Origin of the sequence: Pseudomonas sp. Sample_21 (assembly GCF_004307525.1) — a bacterium.
Lineage (GTDB): Bacteria > Pseudomonadota > Gammaproteobacteria > Pseudomonadales > Pseudomonadaceae > Aquipseudomonas > Aquipseudomonas atacamensis.
Genome location: NZ_RCNZ01000059.1, coordinates 64,779 through 79,382 on the forward strand (window position 1 = coordinate 64,779; position 14,604 = coordinate 79,382).

Genomic DNA, 14,604 nt, shown 5'->3' on the forward strand with positions numbered 1-14,604 from the left:
TGAAATTTCGAGCCGACCTCAGGTTGGAAAAGCATGAAGATCTGCTCCCTTTCCCCCTCTCCCTCAGGGAGAGGGCTGGGGTGAGGGGGGGCTTTTGATCTTGGTTCAATCCGGCTGAAACGGCGAAGCACTGAGGATCACTCCGGTCTCTTCCACATACCGCTGCCAATGCCCGATCAAGTCAGTGAGTTTCTGCGGCTGACTCAACGCCAGATCATGAATCTCCCCTGGATCGCTCGCCAGATCATAAAGCTGCCAGGTCGCTGGCCCGACCGGTCCGGGAATCCACACCGCCTTCCACGACCCTTGGCGAATCGCCCGGCGTCCGAACAATTCCCAACCGGTGACCGTATGCTCGTCATGCACCTGCGCGGTCTCGCCGGACAGGAAGCCCAGCCACGACTTGCCGCGCAGTGGCGCCACGGCTTTGCCTTTCCACTGTTTGCCCGGATGCCGCACGCCAGCCAGATCGAGAATGGTCGGGGTGATGTCCATCACCGTGCCGAAACCATGGCTGATCTGCCCTTTCAGCGGCAGTTGTGGATAGTGCAGCAGCGCCGGCACGCGGATCCCGCCCTCGGTGGTGAAAGCCTTGAACAAGCGTGACGGCGCGGTTGCCACTTGCGCCCAGTTCGGCCCGTACCAGACGTAGGAATTGGCCCGGCCGATGTTGTCTAGGCTGTTGTCGTAATGCTGGTTGAGGTAGGTCATCAGCTCCGGGCCGAACTTGGGGAACGCTTCCAGCAGCGCGCCTTCGGCACCGTTGTCGGACATGAACAGGATGAAGGTGTTGTCGAGCTGGCCTTGCTGGCGCAGGTAATCGATGACCCGGCCGATGTTCCAGTCCATGCGCTCGACCATCGCCGCGTAGACCTCCATGGCTCGTGCGGAAATCTGCTTTTGTTCATCGCTCAACGCGTCCCACTGCGCGCTGAGCTGAATCAGCGGGTGCGGCTCGACGTCCGCGTCGATCAGGCCCAGCGCCTTGAGTTTTTCCAGGCGTTCGAGGCGCAGCACTTGCGGGCCGGCGTCATAACGGCCACGGTATTTCTCGACGATCTCGGCCGGTGCCTGCAGCGGCCAGTGCGGCGCGGAGAAGGGCAGGTAAGCGAAGAACGGCCGGGTCTGATCGCGTTCCTTGAGGTACTGCAGCAGCTTGTCGCCGAAGGCATCGGAGGAATAGAAATCCTTCGGCAACTCGTCAACAAACTGATCGTCCTCGATGTACAGCGCCGGGGTGGATTTCAGCAGGCCCGGCGTTTGCTCATCGTAGGTCGGCTCGAAACCATAGTGGTTGGCAGCGCCCGGCAACAGTGAAAACGAGCGCTCGAAACCGCGCGCATGGGGCGCCAGTTCGGCCTTAAGACCGAGATGCCATTTACCACTCATCAAAGTTTGGTAACCAGCCTCACGCAGCAGCTCAGGCAGCGCGACGACGCGGTCGTTGAGGTAGCCCTCGTAACCGGGTTTGCCGATCAGTTCCGGGGTCAACGCTTCGGCCATGGTGCCAATACCGGCGATGTGGTGATCGGTGCCGGTCAGCAGCATCGAGCGCGTCGGCGAGCAGGTCGGTGCGGTGTGGAAATCGGTCAGGCGCAGGCCGTTCTCGGCCAGCGCATCGAGGTTCGGCGTAGCGATTTCGCCGCCGAACGCACCGATGTCGGAAAAGCCCAGGTCGTCGGCCAGAATCACTAGAAAGTTGGGACGTTGCGGCATAGCGAAACTCCTGTTCAGCAGGCAATGAACGTCAGCGGCAGATCGCGGATCTGCACCGGTGCGCTCGGTTGGTAATGGTCATCACTGGTCAGCTCGTGCAGCAGTTCTTCACGCAGTTGATGGAAGTCATAACTGCTGCGCTGGCGCGGGTGCGGCAGGGCGATGTCGACCACTTGCTTGATCCGCCCCGGACGCGGCTCCATCACCACCACGCGGTCGGCCAGAAAAATCGCTTCCTCGACATCGTGGGTCACCAGAATCGTGGTGATCTGTGCCCGCTCGCGGATCGCCAGCAGCTCGTCCTGCATTTGCTGGCGGGTCAGTGCGTCGAGGGCGCCGAAGGGTTCGTCGAGCAACAGGATTCGCGGGCTGGCGACGAGACCGCGAGCAATCGCCACGCGCTGCGCCATGCCGCCGGAGAGTTGATGCGGATAGGCCTCGGTGAAATCACTGAGGCCGACCAGTTCGATGAAATCCTTGATGCGTTGTTGTTTCTGCGCCCCGCTCAGCGGTTCATTGACCAGGCCCAGGCCGATGTTGTCGGCGACTGTCAGCCACGGGAACAGACGATGTTCCTGAAAGACGATACCGCGCTCGCCGCCGATGCCGCTAACGGCCTTGCCATCGACACTGATGTGCCCGCGAAACTCGGTGTCGAGGCCGACCAGCAAACGCAGCAATGTGGATTTGCCGCAGCCGCTGGAGCCGACGATGGCGACGAATTCGCCCTCGGCAATGTCCAGGTTGAATTCGCGAATCGCCTCCAGTTCGAAACCGTTGACGGCGAAGGATTTGCCTACGTGGTTGAAGCTGACAATTGGTGCGTTCATGCGTGTCTCCAGCGGGTCGCGCGAATTTCCAGGCGTTGGCCGATCAGGTTGAGCAGGGCGCCGGTGAGGCCGACCAGCAGCATGCCGGCCATGATCAGATCCATGCGCAGCAGCTGCTGCGCGCCGATCATCTGACTGCCGATGCCGCCATTGGACGGCATGAAATATTCAGCGCCGATGGTGCCGAGCCAGGCGTAGATCAGGCTCAATCGCAGCCCGGCGAAGATCCCCGGCGCAGCACCGGGCAGGACCAGTCGACGCAGGCGCTGGCCGAGGCCGAGGCGCAGCACTTGCGCGGCTTCGTTGAGTTGCGGCGAGAGGTTGGCGACGCTGCGCTGGGTGGCGATGAACAGCGGGAAGAAGGCGGCGAGAGCGACGAACACCCACTTGGCCAGTTCGCCGAGACCGAACCACGCGGTGAGCAGCGGCACCCAGGCGAAAATCGCAATCTGGCGCAGTGCGGCGAGTGTCGGGCCGAGCAGGCGTTCGCTGAGACGTGACAGGCCGAGGAGCAAGCCCAGGGCGAAACCGAGGCCGCCACCGATCAGCAAGCCGCCCAGGGTGCGGCTCAGGCTCAGCGCCATGCCGTTGACCAGCGTACCGTCGAGCAGTCCGTCCCATGTCGTGCTCAGCACAGCCGCAGGGCTGATCAGAATATTCGCGTCGACCCAGTGCTGATCATTGGCGTGTTGCCAGAGCGCCAACAAGCCCAGCGGCAACAGCCACGGTTGCAGGCGTTGCCAGCCCTGATAGCGCGGGCCGCGTGTGATGTGCGCGGTGGCCGGGTGCGGCCAGTGCACCAGTCTGCGGTCGAGCAGACCGATGCCGCGATCCATCGCCACACCGATCAGACCGATGACCACGATGCACACGAACACGACGTCGAGCATGAACAGCTGCCGCGCCCAGACCATCAGATAGCCGATGCCTTCGCTGGAGGCCAGCAGCTCGACCGCCAGCAACGAGGTCCAGCCGGCAGCGAGTGCCAGGCGCACGCCGGCCATGAACGCCGGCAGCGCAGCGGGAAGCACCAGGCGCCGAATCAGCAGACGCGGCGGCAGGCGCAACACGGCGGCGGCTTCGCGCAGTTTCGGTTGCGCGTCGCGCACGCCAACCAGTGTGTGCAAGGTCACCGGCACCACAATGGCCTTGATCAACACCACCAGTTTCAGCACTTCACCGATGCCGAAGAACACCATGAACAGCGGAATCCACGCCAGCGTCGGCACCTGCGCCAATCCGGCGAATGTCGGAAAAACCAGGCGCTCCACACGTCGACTGAAGCCCAGTGCGGCGCCAAGCACCGCGCCGGTCGAAACGCCGGCCAACAAGCCCCAGAACAACCGTTGCAGGCTGATCCACAAATGACTCCACAACTCGCCTTGGGCCAGTTCCACAGCGCTGCTCCACACCAGCGATGGCGCCGGCAGGATCTGCTCGCTCATCCACTGATTGCGCGCGGCCAGCCACCACAGGACGAACAGGCTGACGGGCAACAGCCAAGGCAGCAGGCGTTGATTCAGGCGGGGCCAGGTGCGACGGCTTTTCAGCGGCGGCGCGGCCAGCGGCAGGCTGAGCAGAGATTGACGGGCCATGGGTGACCTCCGTTGTCGGGTTGCATGGCGAACCGCTTTTCATGTGGCAGCGAGCCTGCTCGCGAATGGCTGTTTCAGGCAGCACTGATGTCGGCTGGCATTGCCTCTTCGCGAGCAGGCTCGCTCCCACACTGGGTTTCGTCATATATGAAACTGATCTAACAAACTTGCGTTAGATGCTATCGGGAGATAAGCGAATCCATTTAAGGCTTGCCTGCTTGCGCGCATCCAATGCATTCGAAGAATATTTTCGATGCTGTTAATGCATATCGCGCTGCAAGCCGCACACGCCCTCACTTAGGTCATATGGATATAAAAATGTGCATTTATAGTATTTAAGTGAAGGTATGCATCCAGCCTACTTTCGGCTCCTCAGCGATCAAGGAGCCGCACCCATGAACCTTCCCTTCAAACGAATCATCAGCCTGCTGGCCGCCCCGGCGCTTGCAGGCTTTCTTGCGCTTGGCGCCCAAGCCGAAGAACTCAAGGAAATCCGCATCGCCGTGCCCGACCTCAGCGCCGGCACTCAACACAGCGGCGGCGGCATCGTCGATGTGCTGCGCGATCAGCGGATCTTCGAAAAGGCCTTCGCCGAGCAGGGCATCAAGATCCAGTGGAGTTTCTTCAAGGGCGCCGGGCCGGTGATCAATGAGGCGTTTGCCAATGGCCAGGTTGATCTGGCCTATCTCGGCGATCTCGCCGCGATCATCGGCAAATCCAATGGTCTGGACACGCGCCTGCTCAGCGCCACGGCGCGTGGGGTCAAGCAATACCTCGGCGTGGTGCCCGGCTCGGGAATCAAGACCCTGCAGGATCTCAAGGGCAAACGCGTGGCGATCTTTCGCGGAACGGCAACGCAACTGTCGTTCGATGCGGCGCTGGCCAGTCAGGGCCTGAGCGAGAAGGATCTGAAGGTCATCAATCTGGATTTCAACGCGGCGGTCTCGGCGCTCGCGGCCAAGCAGATCGATGCCTCGTGGGGCAGCTCCGCGCTGAGTGCCTTGCAAGCCAAAGGCCTGGCGGAATTGCCGCTCAATACCAAGGACCTTGGCGGCGCTGGCAGCGTGCAGGCGGTGTTGCTGGGTAATGGCAAGTTTGTCGACGCCCATCCTGAGGTCATTGCGAAACTGCTCAAGGCGCAGCAGCAAGCGGTCGAGTGGCTGACGCAGGACAGCAACAAGGATGCGTATGTGCAGCTGGTATCAGGGCTGGCCAGTTATCCGCCGGTGATTCTGGCTCAGGATCTGAAGGATCAGAATCTCAGCGAGATTTTCCCGTCGACACTGGATCCGGTGTTCTTGAGCGGCCTGCAGGACAAGGTCGACCTGGCGGCGCAGCAGAAGCTGATTCGCAAGCCGTTCAAGGTCAGCGATTGGGTGGCGCCAGAGCTTTCTGCAGCCAGGCTTTAGCTTCCAGATCGTTCCCACGCTCCGCGTGGGAATGCAGCCGAGGACGCTCCGCGTCCTTTGTGACGCAGAGCGTCACGGGATTCATTCCCACGCAGAGCGTGGGAACGATCGGCGTGTGCCACGAAGGTTTTTCAGACAGCGACGCTGACGTCCTGCCTATCCACCGCGACCAACGTCTCGATCATTGCCCTCGCCGCCGGCGACAACCGGAATCCGGTGCGGCTGACGATGCCGCAGCGGGCGTTCATGCTTTCGAGGTTCTGCGGCAGGTTGCGCCAGTGCAACAGCACCAGCGAACCCTTGGCGACATCCTCAATAAACGCCTCCTCCGTGCCGACGCCGATTGCATTGGATTGCAGCACCACTTTGACCAGTGCCGGAAAGTGCTCGGTCTCGATGGTCGGCGAGAAATCGATGCGCCCGCTGAGATTCGCCAGCAGCTTGCGAATGCCCGGCGGGATCAGGGTGGCGGCCAGCGGGTAGTCGAACATGTCGTTGGTCGACAGGCTTTCCTTGGCCAGCAACGGATGCCCCGGCCGGCAGAAAAATACCCCGCGCTTGGGCGTCAGCGGTTGCGTCTGGAAATTCGGATCGGACTCGAAATGACGGATGTCGGCGATGAAGAATTCGATCTCTTCGCGGCTCAGCGCGCGGCTCAGTTTTTCCCAGTTATCAACCTGAAAACAGGTGCGCACTTTCGGGTGCGCATTGATGAATTGCGCCACCGCGTCCGGCACCAGTTTCACCGCCGGCGCCGGCCCGCAACCAAAATGCACTTCGCCGGCGTCGAGCTTGGTCATTTGCGTCACTTCAGCGCTGAGCAACGCTGCGCCCTGCACCAGGCTCAAGGCGTGTTGCAGCACCACCTGGCCCTCGGGCGTGGGGCGCAGATCCTTGTTGCCGCGATCGACCAGCACGCAACCGAACTCCTGCTCCAGCCCCTGAATGCTGCGGCTGAACGCCGGTTGAGTGATGCCCATGGCGTCGGCCGCACGGACAAAACTGCGGTGTTCGTTGAGGGCGATGAAGTAGCGCAACTGGCGAAGATCCATATGCTTTTCCGGCATCCTAAAAATAGCTCGAAGGCATTTGCGACGAGGGTTGCTTGAGGTTTTAAATGCAAGCTCTTATTCCGTCAACGAAGCATGTGAATACCTATTAGATATAAATGGAATATAGATAGAGCGTTGTTTCGCTGCCGCCAAAACCGCAAACCGTCGATGAGGGTCTTCCCATGAGCAATGCTGCACTCGCCGTAAAACCCGTTTCTCACGCGCTGGAAATTCACCCGGTAGCCGGTCGTATCGGTGCCGAAATCCGCGGCGTGCATCTGTCCGGTGAGCTGGACGCCGCCACTGTCGAAGCCATCCAGCAAGCCTTGGTCGAATACAAAGTGCTGTTCTTCCGCGAGCAGACGCAACTCGACGATCAGCGTCAGGAAGCCTTCGCCCATCTGCTTGGCGAACCGGTGGCACACCCGACCGTGCCATCGCGCGAAGGCACCCGTTACCTGCTCGAGCTGGACGGCGCCGAAGGTCAGCGCGCCAACTCCTGGCACACCGACGTGACTTTCGTCGACGCTTACCCGAAAGCCTCGATCCTGCGCTCGGTGGTCGCCCCGGCCTTCGGCGGCGATACGCTGTGGGCCAACACCGCAACGGCATACAGCGGCTTGCCGAGCGAGCTGCGTGAGCTGGCCGACAAACTGACCGCTGTGCACAGCAACGAGTACGACTACGCCGGTGCGAAGCCGGACGTCTCGGCAGAGAAGCTGGAGCGCTATCGCAAAGTCTTCACCTCGACTGTCTACGAAACCGAGCACCCGGTGGTGCGCGTGCACCCGATCAGCGGCGAGAAGAGCTTGCTGCTGGGGCATTTCGTCAAACGCATCAAAGGTTATTCACAGGCAGATTCGGCACACCTGTTCGGTTTGCTGCAGAGCCATGTGATCCGCCAGGAAAACACCGTGCGCTGGCGCTGGCAGGCTGGAGATGTGGCGATCTGGGACAACCGCTCGACGCAGCATTACGCGATTGATGATTACGGCACCCAGGATCGCGTGGTGCGCCGGGTGACGCTCAAGGGCGAGGTGCCAGTGGGGGTGAGTGGGCAGCGAAGTCAGACCATCAAAGGTCCGGATATCGTCGGCGTCTGATTGGCCTCTTCGCGAGCAGGCTCGCTCCCACATTGATCGTTCCCACGCTCTGCGTGGGAATGCCTCAACGGACGCTCTGCGTCCGGTTTTGGGACGCGGAGCGTCCCGGGCTGCGTTCCCACGCGGAGCGTGGGAATGATCATTTGATCACAGCTACCACACACCAATCTGAACAACCTTCTCGGTTTCCGGCTCACCATAACGAAACCGCTGCCCGCGCAAATCGATCTCCGGATGGCTGATCGTCGTCCGTCGCTTCAGCCCGCGCATCCACTCAAACAGATACCCCGCATGCTCCTCGCGCACCGCCGCGTACGCCGGGTCCTCACCCAGATCATTCAGCTCCTGCGGATCATTCAACAGATCAAACAACTGCGGTCTAAACCCGTCGTACGCCAAGTATTTCCAGCGCTCGCTGCGGACCATGGTCATGCGGCAACGGTCGATCGGCTGGCCGAGTCGCTCGCGTGCCGGGGCCTGAAAGGCGTAGTCGTATTCGCTGATTGCATAGCGGCGCCAATCGGGATTTTCCCCGTGCAGCAACGGGATCAATGAACGCCCTTCCAGCCGGTGTTCCGCGCCCGCTAATCCCAACGCTTGAAGAAACGTCGGCAACGCATCAATGGTTTCCGCCAGCCGCTCATCGACAGTGCCGCGAGTGACATCCGCCGCCGCCCGAGGATCGCGAACGATCAGCGGCACGCCCACCGCCTGCTCGAGCAAAAATTCCTTCTCGCCCAGCCAGTGATCACCAAGAAAATCGCCGTGATCGCTGGTGAACACGATCAACGTGTCATCCCAACGGCCGTTGCTCTGCAGAAAATCGAACAGCCGCCCCAACTGATCATCCACTTGCTTGATCAGGCCCATGTAGGTCGGGATTACATTCAATCGTACTGAATCGCGGGAGAAGTTGAGGCTTTCCTCATGCTGGCGAAAGGCAGTGTATACGGGGTGTTTGCTGGCTGCGGAGGGCGTCGCGCGGACCGCTTCGAGAATCGATTTCGTACTGTACAAGGCGTGGTACGGTGCCGGTACGATGTAGGGCCAATGCGGTTTGATGTACGAGAGGTGTAAACACCAGGATTTCTCGCCTTGCTCGGTGATGAAGTCGATGGCGCGATTTGTAGTGTAGACAGTCTCTGAGTGTTGCTCGGGAATTCGTGCTGGCAAATTCGCATGACGCATTTTCCAGCCGCTGAGGATTTCGCCGTTCTCGCCTTCGGCAGCGTTCGCCCAGTCGTGCCAGGGATTCTTGCCATCGAAGCCCTGCGCGCGCAGGTATTGGGTATAGGGCGCGGATTCGCGCTTGTCGTCGAATGACGGATCGTCGGGGTAGATACCGTCGTGGCGCAGGTACGGTTCGAAGCCGACCTCATTGAGCAACTCGGCTTGCGCGCTTTGCGGGTTGATCGCCAGACGCTGCAAGGCGTCGACATTGGCCGTCGCATGGGTCTTGCCGACCAGCGCGGTGCGGATGCCGTGAGGTCGCAGGTAATCGCCGATCGTCAATTCATCCAGCGGCAACGGCACCGCGTTCCAGGCCACTTGATGGCTGCTGACATAGCGCCCGGTGTAGGCCGACATCCGCGACGGGCCGCAGATCGTGCCTTGGGTGTAGGCGCGGCTGAAACGCACCCCTTGAGCTGCGAGGCGATCGATATTCGGTGTATGCAGATGCGGGTGGCCGTAACAGGACAGGTAATCGCGGCGCAGTTGATCGCACATGATGTACAGCACGTTGCGCACGGGGTTGGATGGGGTGGGCATGGAGTTCACCGGTCAGTGGGACAGGTGAGGGTTTTCGCTGTCGGTGAGGGTGTTCGGCAAGTGCATTTGGGGAATGGTTTTTATGCAGCGATTGCATCAGCCTTTTCGCGAGCAGGCTCGCTCCCACATTTGAAATGCGTATTCCTGTGGGAGCGAGCCTGCTCGCGAAGGGGCCAGCTCAGACAGCGAAATTCTCCAGCGAACACACTTCCTGATCCTCCGCATCAACCACTTTGATCTGCTCAATCATCGCTTCGGCCAACGGTGACAACCGATACCCGGCGCGGCTGACGATGCCATAGCGGGTGTACAGCTCCTCCAGATCATCGGCCAGGCCTTCGATCTTCAAACAGACCAGCTCACCCTTGGCCAGATGCAGCGCATCGGAATACGCGCCGACAATTCCGATCGCCTCCGAGCGCAACACCACACTCAATAGACTCGAGCCGTTTTCGCATTCCACATTCGGGGTGAAATCAGGGCGGCCGCTGAGGTCGACGATGACCTTGCGCAGGTTCGGCGGGCGGATGCTGGCCGCCAGTGGATAACTCAGCAACTGCTCGGCGGTGATGCGTTCGAACGCCGTCAGCGGATGCCCGGCGCGGCAGCAGAAATGCCATTTGCGTGCCCGCAAGCGGTAGGTCTGGTAATCCGGATCGGCCTCGAATTGCCGGGTATCGGCGACGAAGAATTCGAACTCTTCGCTGAGCAGGCGTTTGCTCAGGCTCTGCCAGTCATCGACCAGAAACTGTACGCGCGCCTTCGGGTAGCGGCCGATGAATGCGCCGATCGCGCGCGGGATCAATCCGGCGGCTGGCGCCGGCCCGCAACCAAAGCGCAATTCCCCGGCCTCGAGGCCATTGAACTGGCTGATCTCATTGGCCATCTGCTGCGCACCGCTGACCAGTCGCCGCGCATGTTCGAGCAGCACATGGCCCTGTTTGGTCGGCGGCAATTCCTTGCGCCCACGGTCGACCAACTGGCAGCCGACGCTGTGTTCCAGTGCTTGGATGCTGCGGCTGAATGCCGACTGCGACAGGTTCACCGCCTGCGCGCCAGCGACAAAGCTGCGTTGCTCAACCAGAGCGATGAAGTGACGCAATTGGCGCAAGTCGATATGCATTTTTCACATAAAAAATATCCGGGAAATGCATTGGATATGCATTAGGTCGACTCCTTATAAAGGCAATCTCTTATGCAGTAAATATTTGTAAATCCATAAATAAATAACCGAAAAGAATATGCAGCAGTGAATATGTCTGTGTGTTTTTTGACCAGGAGCCACGCCATGAGTCCGTTGAATCTCGCGTTACCCCCATCTCCCCGACGGCTCAAACGCCTGCCTTTGGCGCTGTTGCTGGCAGGCAGCGCCAGCTGGACTCACGGCTATGCCGCCGAAGCCGAAACCCCTCCGCCCGTCCCCGCAGGCACAGCGGCGGCCAACGGTTCGCAGCTGGAAACCGTGACCGTCACCACCCGCCGCCGCGAAGAAAGTTCGCAAGACGTGCCGACGCCAATGAGCGTGGTCAGTGGGCAGAATCTGGAGACGCAACGGGTTTACCGGATTCAGGACTTGCAGCAACTGGTGCCCAGCGTCAACGTCGCTTACATGCATGCGCGCCAGTCCAGCGTGTCGATCCGTGGCCTCGGTAACAACCCGGCCAGTGATGGCCTGGAAGGCAGCGTTGGCCTGTACATCGACAACGTTTATCTGGGCCGTCCGGGGATGGCGGTGTTCGATCTGATGGACATCGAGCAGCTCGAAGTCTTGCGCGGTCCGCAAGGCACGCTGTTCGGCAAGAACACCACCGCCGGGGTTATCAACATCAGCACCCGCGCGCCCAGTTTCACACCGGAACGCAGTATCGAAACCTCGGTCGGCGAAGACGGTTACTTCCAGACCAAGGGCACGATTTCCGGGCCGCTCAACGATCAACTGGCCGGGCGCTTCTCGGCGTATCGCACGCGCAGCGACGGTGACATCAAGAACGAATACGACGGCCACGACCTCAACGGTGGTTCGCGCGAGGGCTTCCGCGCGCAGCTGTTGTTCAAGCCCAATGAAGATTTCAATCTGCGCTGGATCGGCGATTACAACGAAGAAGATTCCAGCGCCGGCACTCGCGTGTTGTACAACACAGGGCCGACCATCAACGGCGTCAACCTGTATGAATCGCGGGCCAGTGCAGCCGGGGCAACGCTGGTCAACGGCCGGCATCGCAAGGTCAATCTCGATAACGACCAGCACGTCACCGTGCATCAGGGCGGCACGTCGGTGGAAGCCAACTGGACGTTGCCGAGCGACTTCACCCTGACGTCGGTCAGCTCTTATCGTTTCTGGAATTTCACCCCGCGCAACGACGATGGCCTCAACGTGCCGGCCAGTTACAACGCCGGCGTGTCGGTGAAAGACAAACAGTATTCGCAGGAATTTCGCCTGGCCTCGCCCAAGGATGAGTTCTTCGATTATGTGGTCGGCGCCTACTATTTCGGCTCGGATCTGGACAACAAATCCTTCTCCTATTACGGCCCGCAGGCCGACATCTGGAATGGCACACCGGCGGGCAGCCTGGCCAACGTCACCAGCGTCGGCAACGGCCATATCCAGACCGACAGTTTCGCCCTGTTTGCCCAAGGCACCTGGCACCTGAGCGAACGCCTGGATTTCACCGCCGGGGTGCGTGGCACCTACGAGGAAAAAAACGCCTCGGTCAGCCGCAACGCGCCGCTCGGTGGCGTGGCGGTGGCGGGTGCGGCAGCCAATGCGCGTCGGGGGCGTGCCGGCGTCTACGATTCCGGAGACTTGAATCAGTACAGCTCCAGCCCCTCGGGACTGCTCAACCTGAGCTATCGCATCACCGACGACGTGCTCGGTTACGCCACGCTGTCCCACGGCGAGAAATCCGGCGGGGTCAACCTCGCGGTCGGCTCCGCACCTACCGCTGGCGCCGACTCGTTATTGATCGGCACCGAGCGCGCCAACAACGCCGAACTCGGTTTCAAAAGCACCCTGTGGGATCGCCGCCTGCAACTCAACGCCAACGTATTCTGGACCCAGGTCAACGCCTACCAGACCAATGCCTACGACGCCGCCAACCGCGTGCAATACCTGACCAACGCAGGCTCGGTGCGCTCGCGCGGCATCGAGTTCGAAAGCACCGTGGTGCCGTTGCGTGGCCTGACGCTGAACTTCAACGGTTCGTACAACGACGTCAGCTACCTCTCGTACAAGGATGCACCGTGCCCGCCGGAAGTCAGCCAGGCCCCGGGTGCACCGGCCTCCTGCGATCTCAGCGGCCATCAAGTGGTCGGCGCGTCGAAATGGATCGGCAACGCCAACGGCGAATACAAATGGAATCTGGATAACGGCTTCGAACCCTACGTCACCGGCAGCTACGCGTTCCGCTCCAAAGCGGTGGGCACGGTCGAGGATTCCGATTACGGGCAGATCCCCAGTTACGCGGTGGTCAACCTTTCCACTGGCTTGCGCGGTGATTTCAATCAGGGCCAGTGGGACGTCTCGCTGTGGCTGAAAAACGCCTTCGACAAAACTTATTACACGACTCTGTGGACCGGCGGCAACGGCGGCTATGAAGGCCTGCTCGGCACGCCACGGACCCTCGGCGTCACCGGTCGCTACGACTTCTGATTTGCCTTCAAGGAGCTGCACCATGTTGCCCATCAAAAGCGCTTTACCCCTGCTGTTATCCGGCGCTGTCCTGAGCAGCGGCGCCTTCGCCGCGCCCAGCGTGTACCCGACTGGCGTCACCCGTTATGACCCGGACAAGGCGTTCAACCAGTACGTGATCTTCAGCGGCGCCGACAAGCAGACGCACCTGATCGACATGAACGGCAACGCAGTGAAGACCTGGCCGCAGGCTGGTTTCCCGTCCGCAATCATCGACCCGCAACTGGTCGGCGGTAAACGCGGCCATGTGCTGCTGCAATTGAGTGACAAGGACCCCGGCAAGCTCGGCTCGGCGGGCAATGGTCTGGGCAACCAGAGCGTCGGCGAACTCGACTGGGATGGCAAAGTCGTTTGGCAGTGGGGCGACAAGGCGCCGGGTGGCGCGGCGCAGCAGCATCACGATCAGCGCCGCTTGAGCAATGGCAACACCATGGTGCTGGCGAACAAGGTGCACAAGGTCAAAGGCTTCAAGGCGCCGGAAGTCATCGATGATGTGATCTACGAAGTCAGCCCCGACGGTGCGGTGAAGTGGCAGTGGCTGGCCTCGGATCATCTGAGCGAATTCGGCTTTACTGCCGAGCAATTGAAGTTGGTGCGCGCTAGTGACAATCCGGATTACCTGCACATCAATAACCTCAGTCTGGTCGGGCCGAACAAGTGGTTCGACGGCGGGGACAAGCGCTTCAATCCGGACAATCTGTTGATCGATTCACGCAACGCCAACTTCATCGCCATCATCGACAAAAGCAGCGGCAAAGTGGTCTGGCGTTTAGGGCCGAACCTGCCGCTGATCAATCCGAAAACCGCGCAGAAACTACCGCGTCCGGTCGATCAGTTCGTCGGCCAGCACGATGCGCACATCATCCCTGCCGGGCTGCCCGGCGCCGGCAATCTGCTGGTGTTCGACAACCAGGGCTCGGCGGGCTATCCGAACGTCACCCTTGGCTTGATCTCCGGCTCGCGGGTCTTGGAAATCGACCCGCAGAAAAATGAAATCGTCTGGCAGTACAGCGCGGCCAATTCGAAGCAGCCGGGCTGGGCGTTCTACAGCTCGTTCATCAGCAGCGCGCGGCGTTTGCCCAACGGCAATACGCTGATCGACGAAGGCATGAACGGACGGTTTTTCCAGGTAACCGCCAGCGGTGAAAACGTCTGGGAGTACGTCAGCCCGTATCTGGGCAAAGCGCCGGGTGGGGACGCGATCAGCAATTGGGTGTACCGAGCGCTGCCAGTGAGCTACGACTGGGTGCCGGCCGGTACGCCGCGCTCGGAAACTGCAGTGCTCGCGCCTGCCGTAGGCGTCCAGCAAACAAATGCCAGTCGTTAAATGAGCGCGGATGAATGCCGTGAGCGAATACTTTTCATGCGGTAAAAGCATGCGATTTTTCGTCGATGGCTGCAGCCCTTGTGGCGCGCGGCCTCGGTAAGAACCGGCAATTTG

The 14,604-nt window shown here is 60.8% G+C and carries 10 protein-coding genes; 4 read left to right on the forward strand and 6 right to left on the reverse strand.

Annotation, left to right across the window (positions count from 1 at the left end; all coding sequences use genetic code 11):
- Positions 1 to 105: 105 nt before the first annotated feature.
- From D8U71_RS08405 to D8U71_RS08415, 3 genes are read right to left on the reverse strand one after another with little or no spacing between them, the layout of a single operon-like run.
- Complete coding sequence (locus D8U71_RS08405; RefSeq protein WP_130887577.1) at positions 106 to 1,716, reverse strand: arylsulfatase; 1,611 nt, start codon at positions 1,714 to 1,716, stop codon at positions 106 to 108.
- 14 nt (positions 1,717 to 1,730) lie between these two features.
- Complete coding sequence (locus tag D8U71_RS08410) at positions 1,731 to 2,546, reverse strand: ABC transporter ATP-binding protein (protein ID WP_130887578.1); 816 nt, start codon at positions 2,544 to 2,546, stop codon at positions 1,731 to 1,733.
- On the reverse strand, positions 2,543 to 4,141 hold the full coding sequence (locus D8U71_RS08415) for an ABC transporter permease subunit (RefSeq protein WP_130887579.1): 1,599 nt from the start codon (positions 4,139 to 4,141) through the stop codon (positions 2,543 to 2,545). The genes D8U71_RS08410 and D8U71_RS08415 overlap by 4 nt, the downstream gene beginning before the upstream one ends.
- 395 nt (positions 4,142 to 4,536) lie before the next feature.
- Between D8U71_RS08415 and D8U71_RS08420 the strand changes: the two genes are divergently transcribed.
- Complete coding sequence (locus tag D8U71_RS08420) at positions 4,537 to 5,550, forward strand: ABC transporter substrate-binding protein (protein WP_130887580.1); 1,014 nt, start codon at positions 4,537 to 4,539, stop codon at positions 5,548 to 5,550.
- A gap of 131 nt (positions 5,551 to 5,681) precedes the next feature.
- Here D8U71_RS08420 and D8U71_RS08430 read toward each other — a convergent pair whose 3' ends face one another.
- Positions 5,682 to 6,602: a LysR family transcriptional regulator gene (locus D8U71_RS08430; protein WP_038860809.1), complete on the reverse strand. Its 921-nt coding sequence runs from the start codon at positions 6,600 to 6,602 to the stop codon at positions 5,682 to 5,684.
- A gap of 182 nt (positions 6,603 to 6,784) precedes the next feature.
- On the opposite strand from D8U71_RS08430, the gene D8U71_RS08435 reads away from it, so the two are divergent.
- Positions 6,785 to 7,705: a TauD/TfdA family dioxygenase gene (locus tag D8U71_RS08435; protein ID WP_024011146.1), complete on the forward strand. Its 921-nt coding sequence runs from the start codon at positions 6,785 to 6,787 to the stop codon at positions 7,703 to 7,705.
- A gap of 153 nt (positions 7,706 to 7,858) precedes the next feature.
- Here the strand turns inward: D8U71_RS08435 and D8U71_RS08440 are convergent, their stop codons facing one another.
- A complete protein-coding gene (locus D8U71_RS08440) occupies positions 7,859 to 9,475 on the reverse strand; it encodes an alkaline phosphatase family protein (RefSeq protein ID WP_130887581.1) in 1,617 nt (538 codons plus the stop codon).
- A gap of 178 nt (positions 9,476 to 9,653) precedes the next feature.
- Positions 9,654 to 10,598 (reverse strand): LysR family transcriptional regulator, encoded by a 945-nt coding sequence (locus D8U71_RS08445; protein WP_130887582.1) that lies wholly within the window; start codon positions 10,596 to 10,598, stop codon positions 9,654 to 9,656.
- A 165-nt stretch (positions 10,599 to 10,763) separates the two neighbouring features.
- On the opposite strand from D8U71_RS08445, the gene D8U71_RS08450 reads away from it, so the two are divergent.
- Both D8U71_RS08450 and D8U71_RS08455 read left to right on the forward strand, forming a co-directional pair.
- Positions 10,764 to 13,124 carry a TonB-dependent receptor gene (locus D8U71_RS08450; protein ID WP_130887583.1) on the forward strand — a complete coding sequence of 787 codons (2,361 nt, stop codon included), beginning with the start codon at positions 10,764 to 10,766 and terminating at the stop codon, positions 13,122 to 13,124.
- Between the two features lie 22 nt (positions 13,125 to 13,146).
- Positions 13,147 to 14,490: an aryl-sulfate sulfotransferase gene (locus D8U71_RS08455; protein ID WP_130887584.1), complete on the forward strand. Its 1,344-nt coding sequence runs from the start codon at positions 13,147 to 13,149 to the stop codon at positions 14,488 to 14,490.
- The last annotated feature ends 114 nt before the right edge of the window (positions 14,491 to 14,604 follow it).

Coding starts and splice junctions, on each gene's coding strand:
- D8U71_RS08405 (WP_130887577.1), bottom strand. CDS start 1,716: ATGCCGCAACGTCCCAACTTTCTAGTGATTCTGGCCGACGACCTGGGC.
- D8U71_RS08410 (WP_130887578.1), bottom strand. CDS start 2,546: ATGAACGCACCAATTGTCAGCTTCAACCACGTAGGCAAATCCTTCGCC.
- D8U71_RS08415 (WP_130887579.1), bottom strand. CDS start 4,141: ATGGCCCGTCAATCTCTGCTCAGCCTGCCGCTGGCCGCGCCGCCGCTG.
- D8U71_RS08420 (WP_130887580.1), top strand. CDS start 4,537: ATGAACCTTCCCTTCAAACGAATCATCAGCCTGCTGGCCGCCCCGGCG.
- D8U71_RS08430 (WP_038860809.1), bottom strand. CDS start 6,602: ATGGATCTTCGCCAGTTGCGCTACTTCATCGCCCTCAACGAACACCGC.
- D8U71_RS08435 (WP_024011146.1), top strand. CDS start 6,785: ATGAGCAATGCTGCACTCGCCGTAAAACCCGTTTCTCACGCGCTGGAA.
- D8U71_RS08440 (WP_130887581.1), bottom strand. CDS start 9,475: ATGCCCACCCCATCCAACCCCGTGCGCAACGTGCTGTACATCATGTGC.
- D8U71_RS08445 (WP_130887582.1), bottom strand. CDS start 10,598: ATGCATATCGACTTGCGCCAATTGCGTCACTTCATCGCTCTGGTTGAG.
- D8U71_RS08450 (WP_130887583.1), top strand. CDS start 10,764: ATGAGTCCGTTGAATCTCGCGTTACCCCCATCTCCCCGACGGCTCAAA.
- D8U71_RS08455 (WP_130887584.1), top strand. CDS start 13,147: ATGTTGCCCATCAAAAGCGCTTTACCCCTGCTGTTATCCGGCGCTGTC.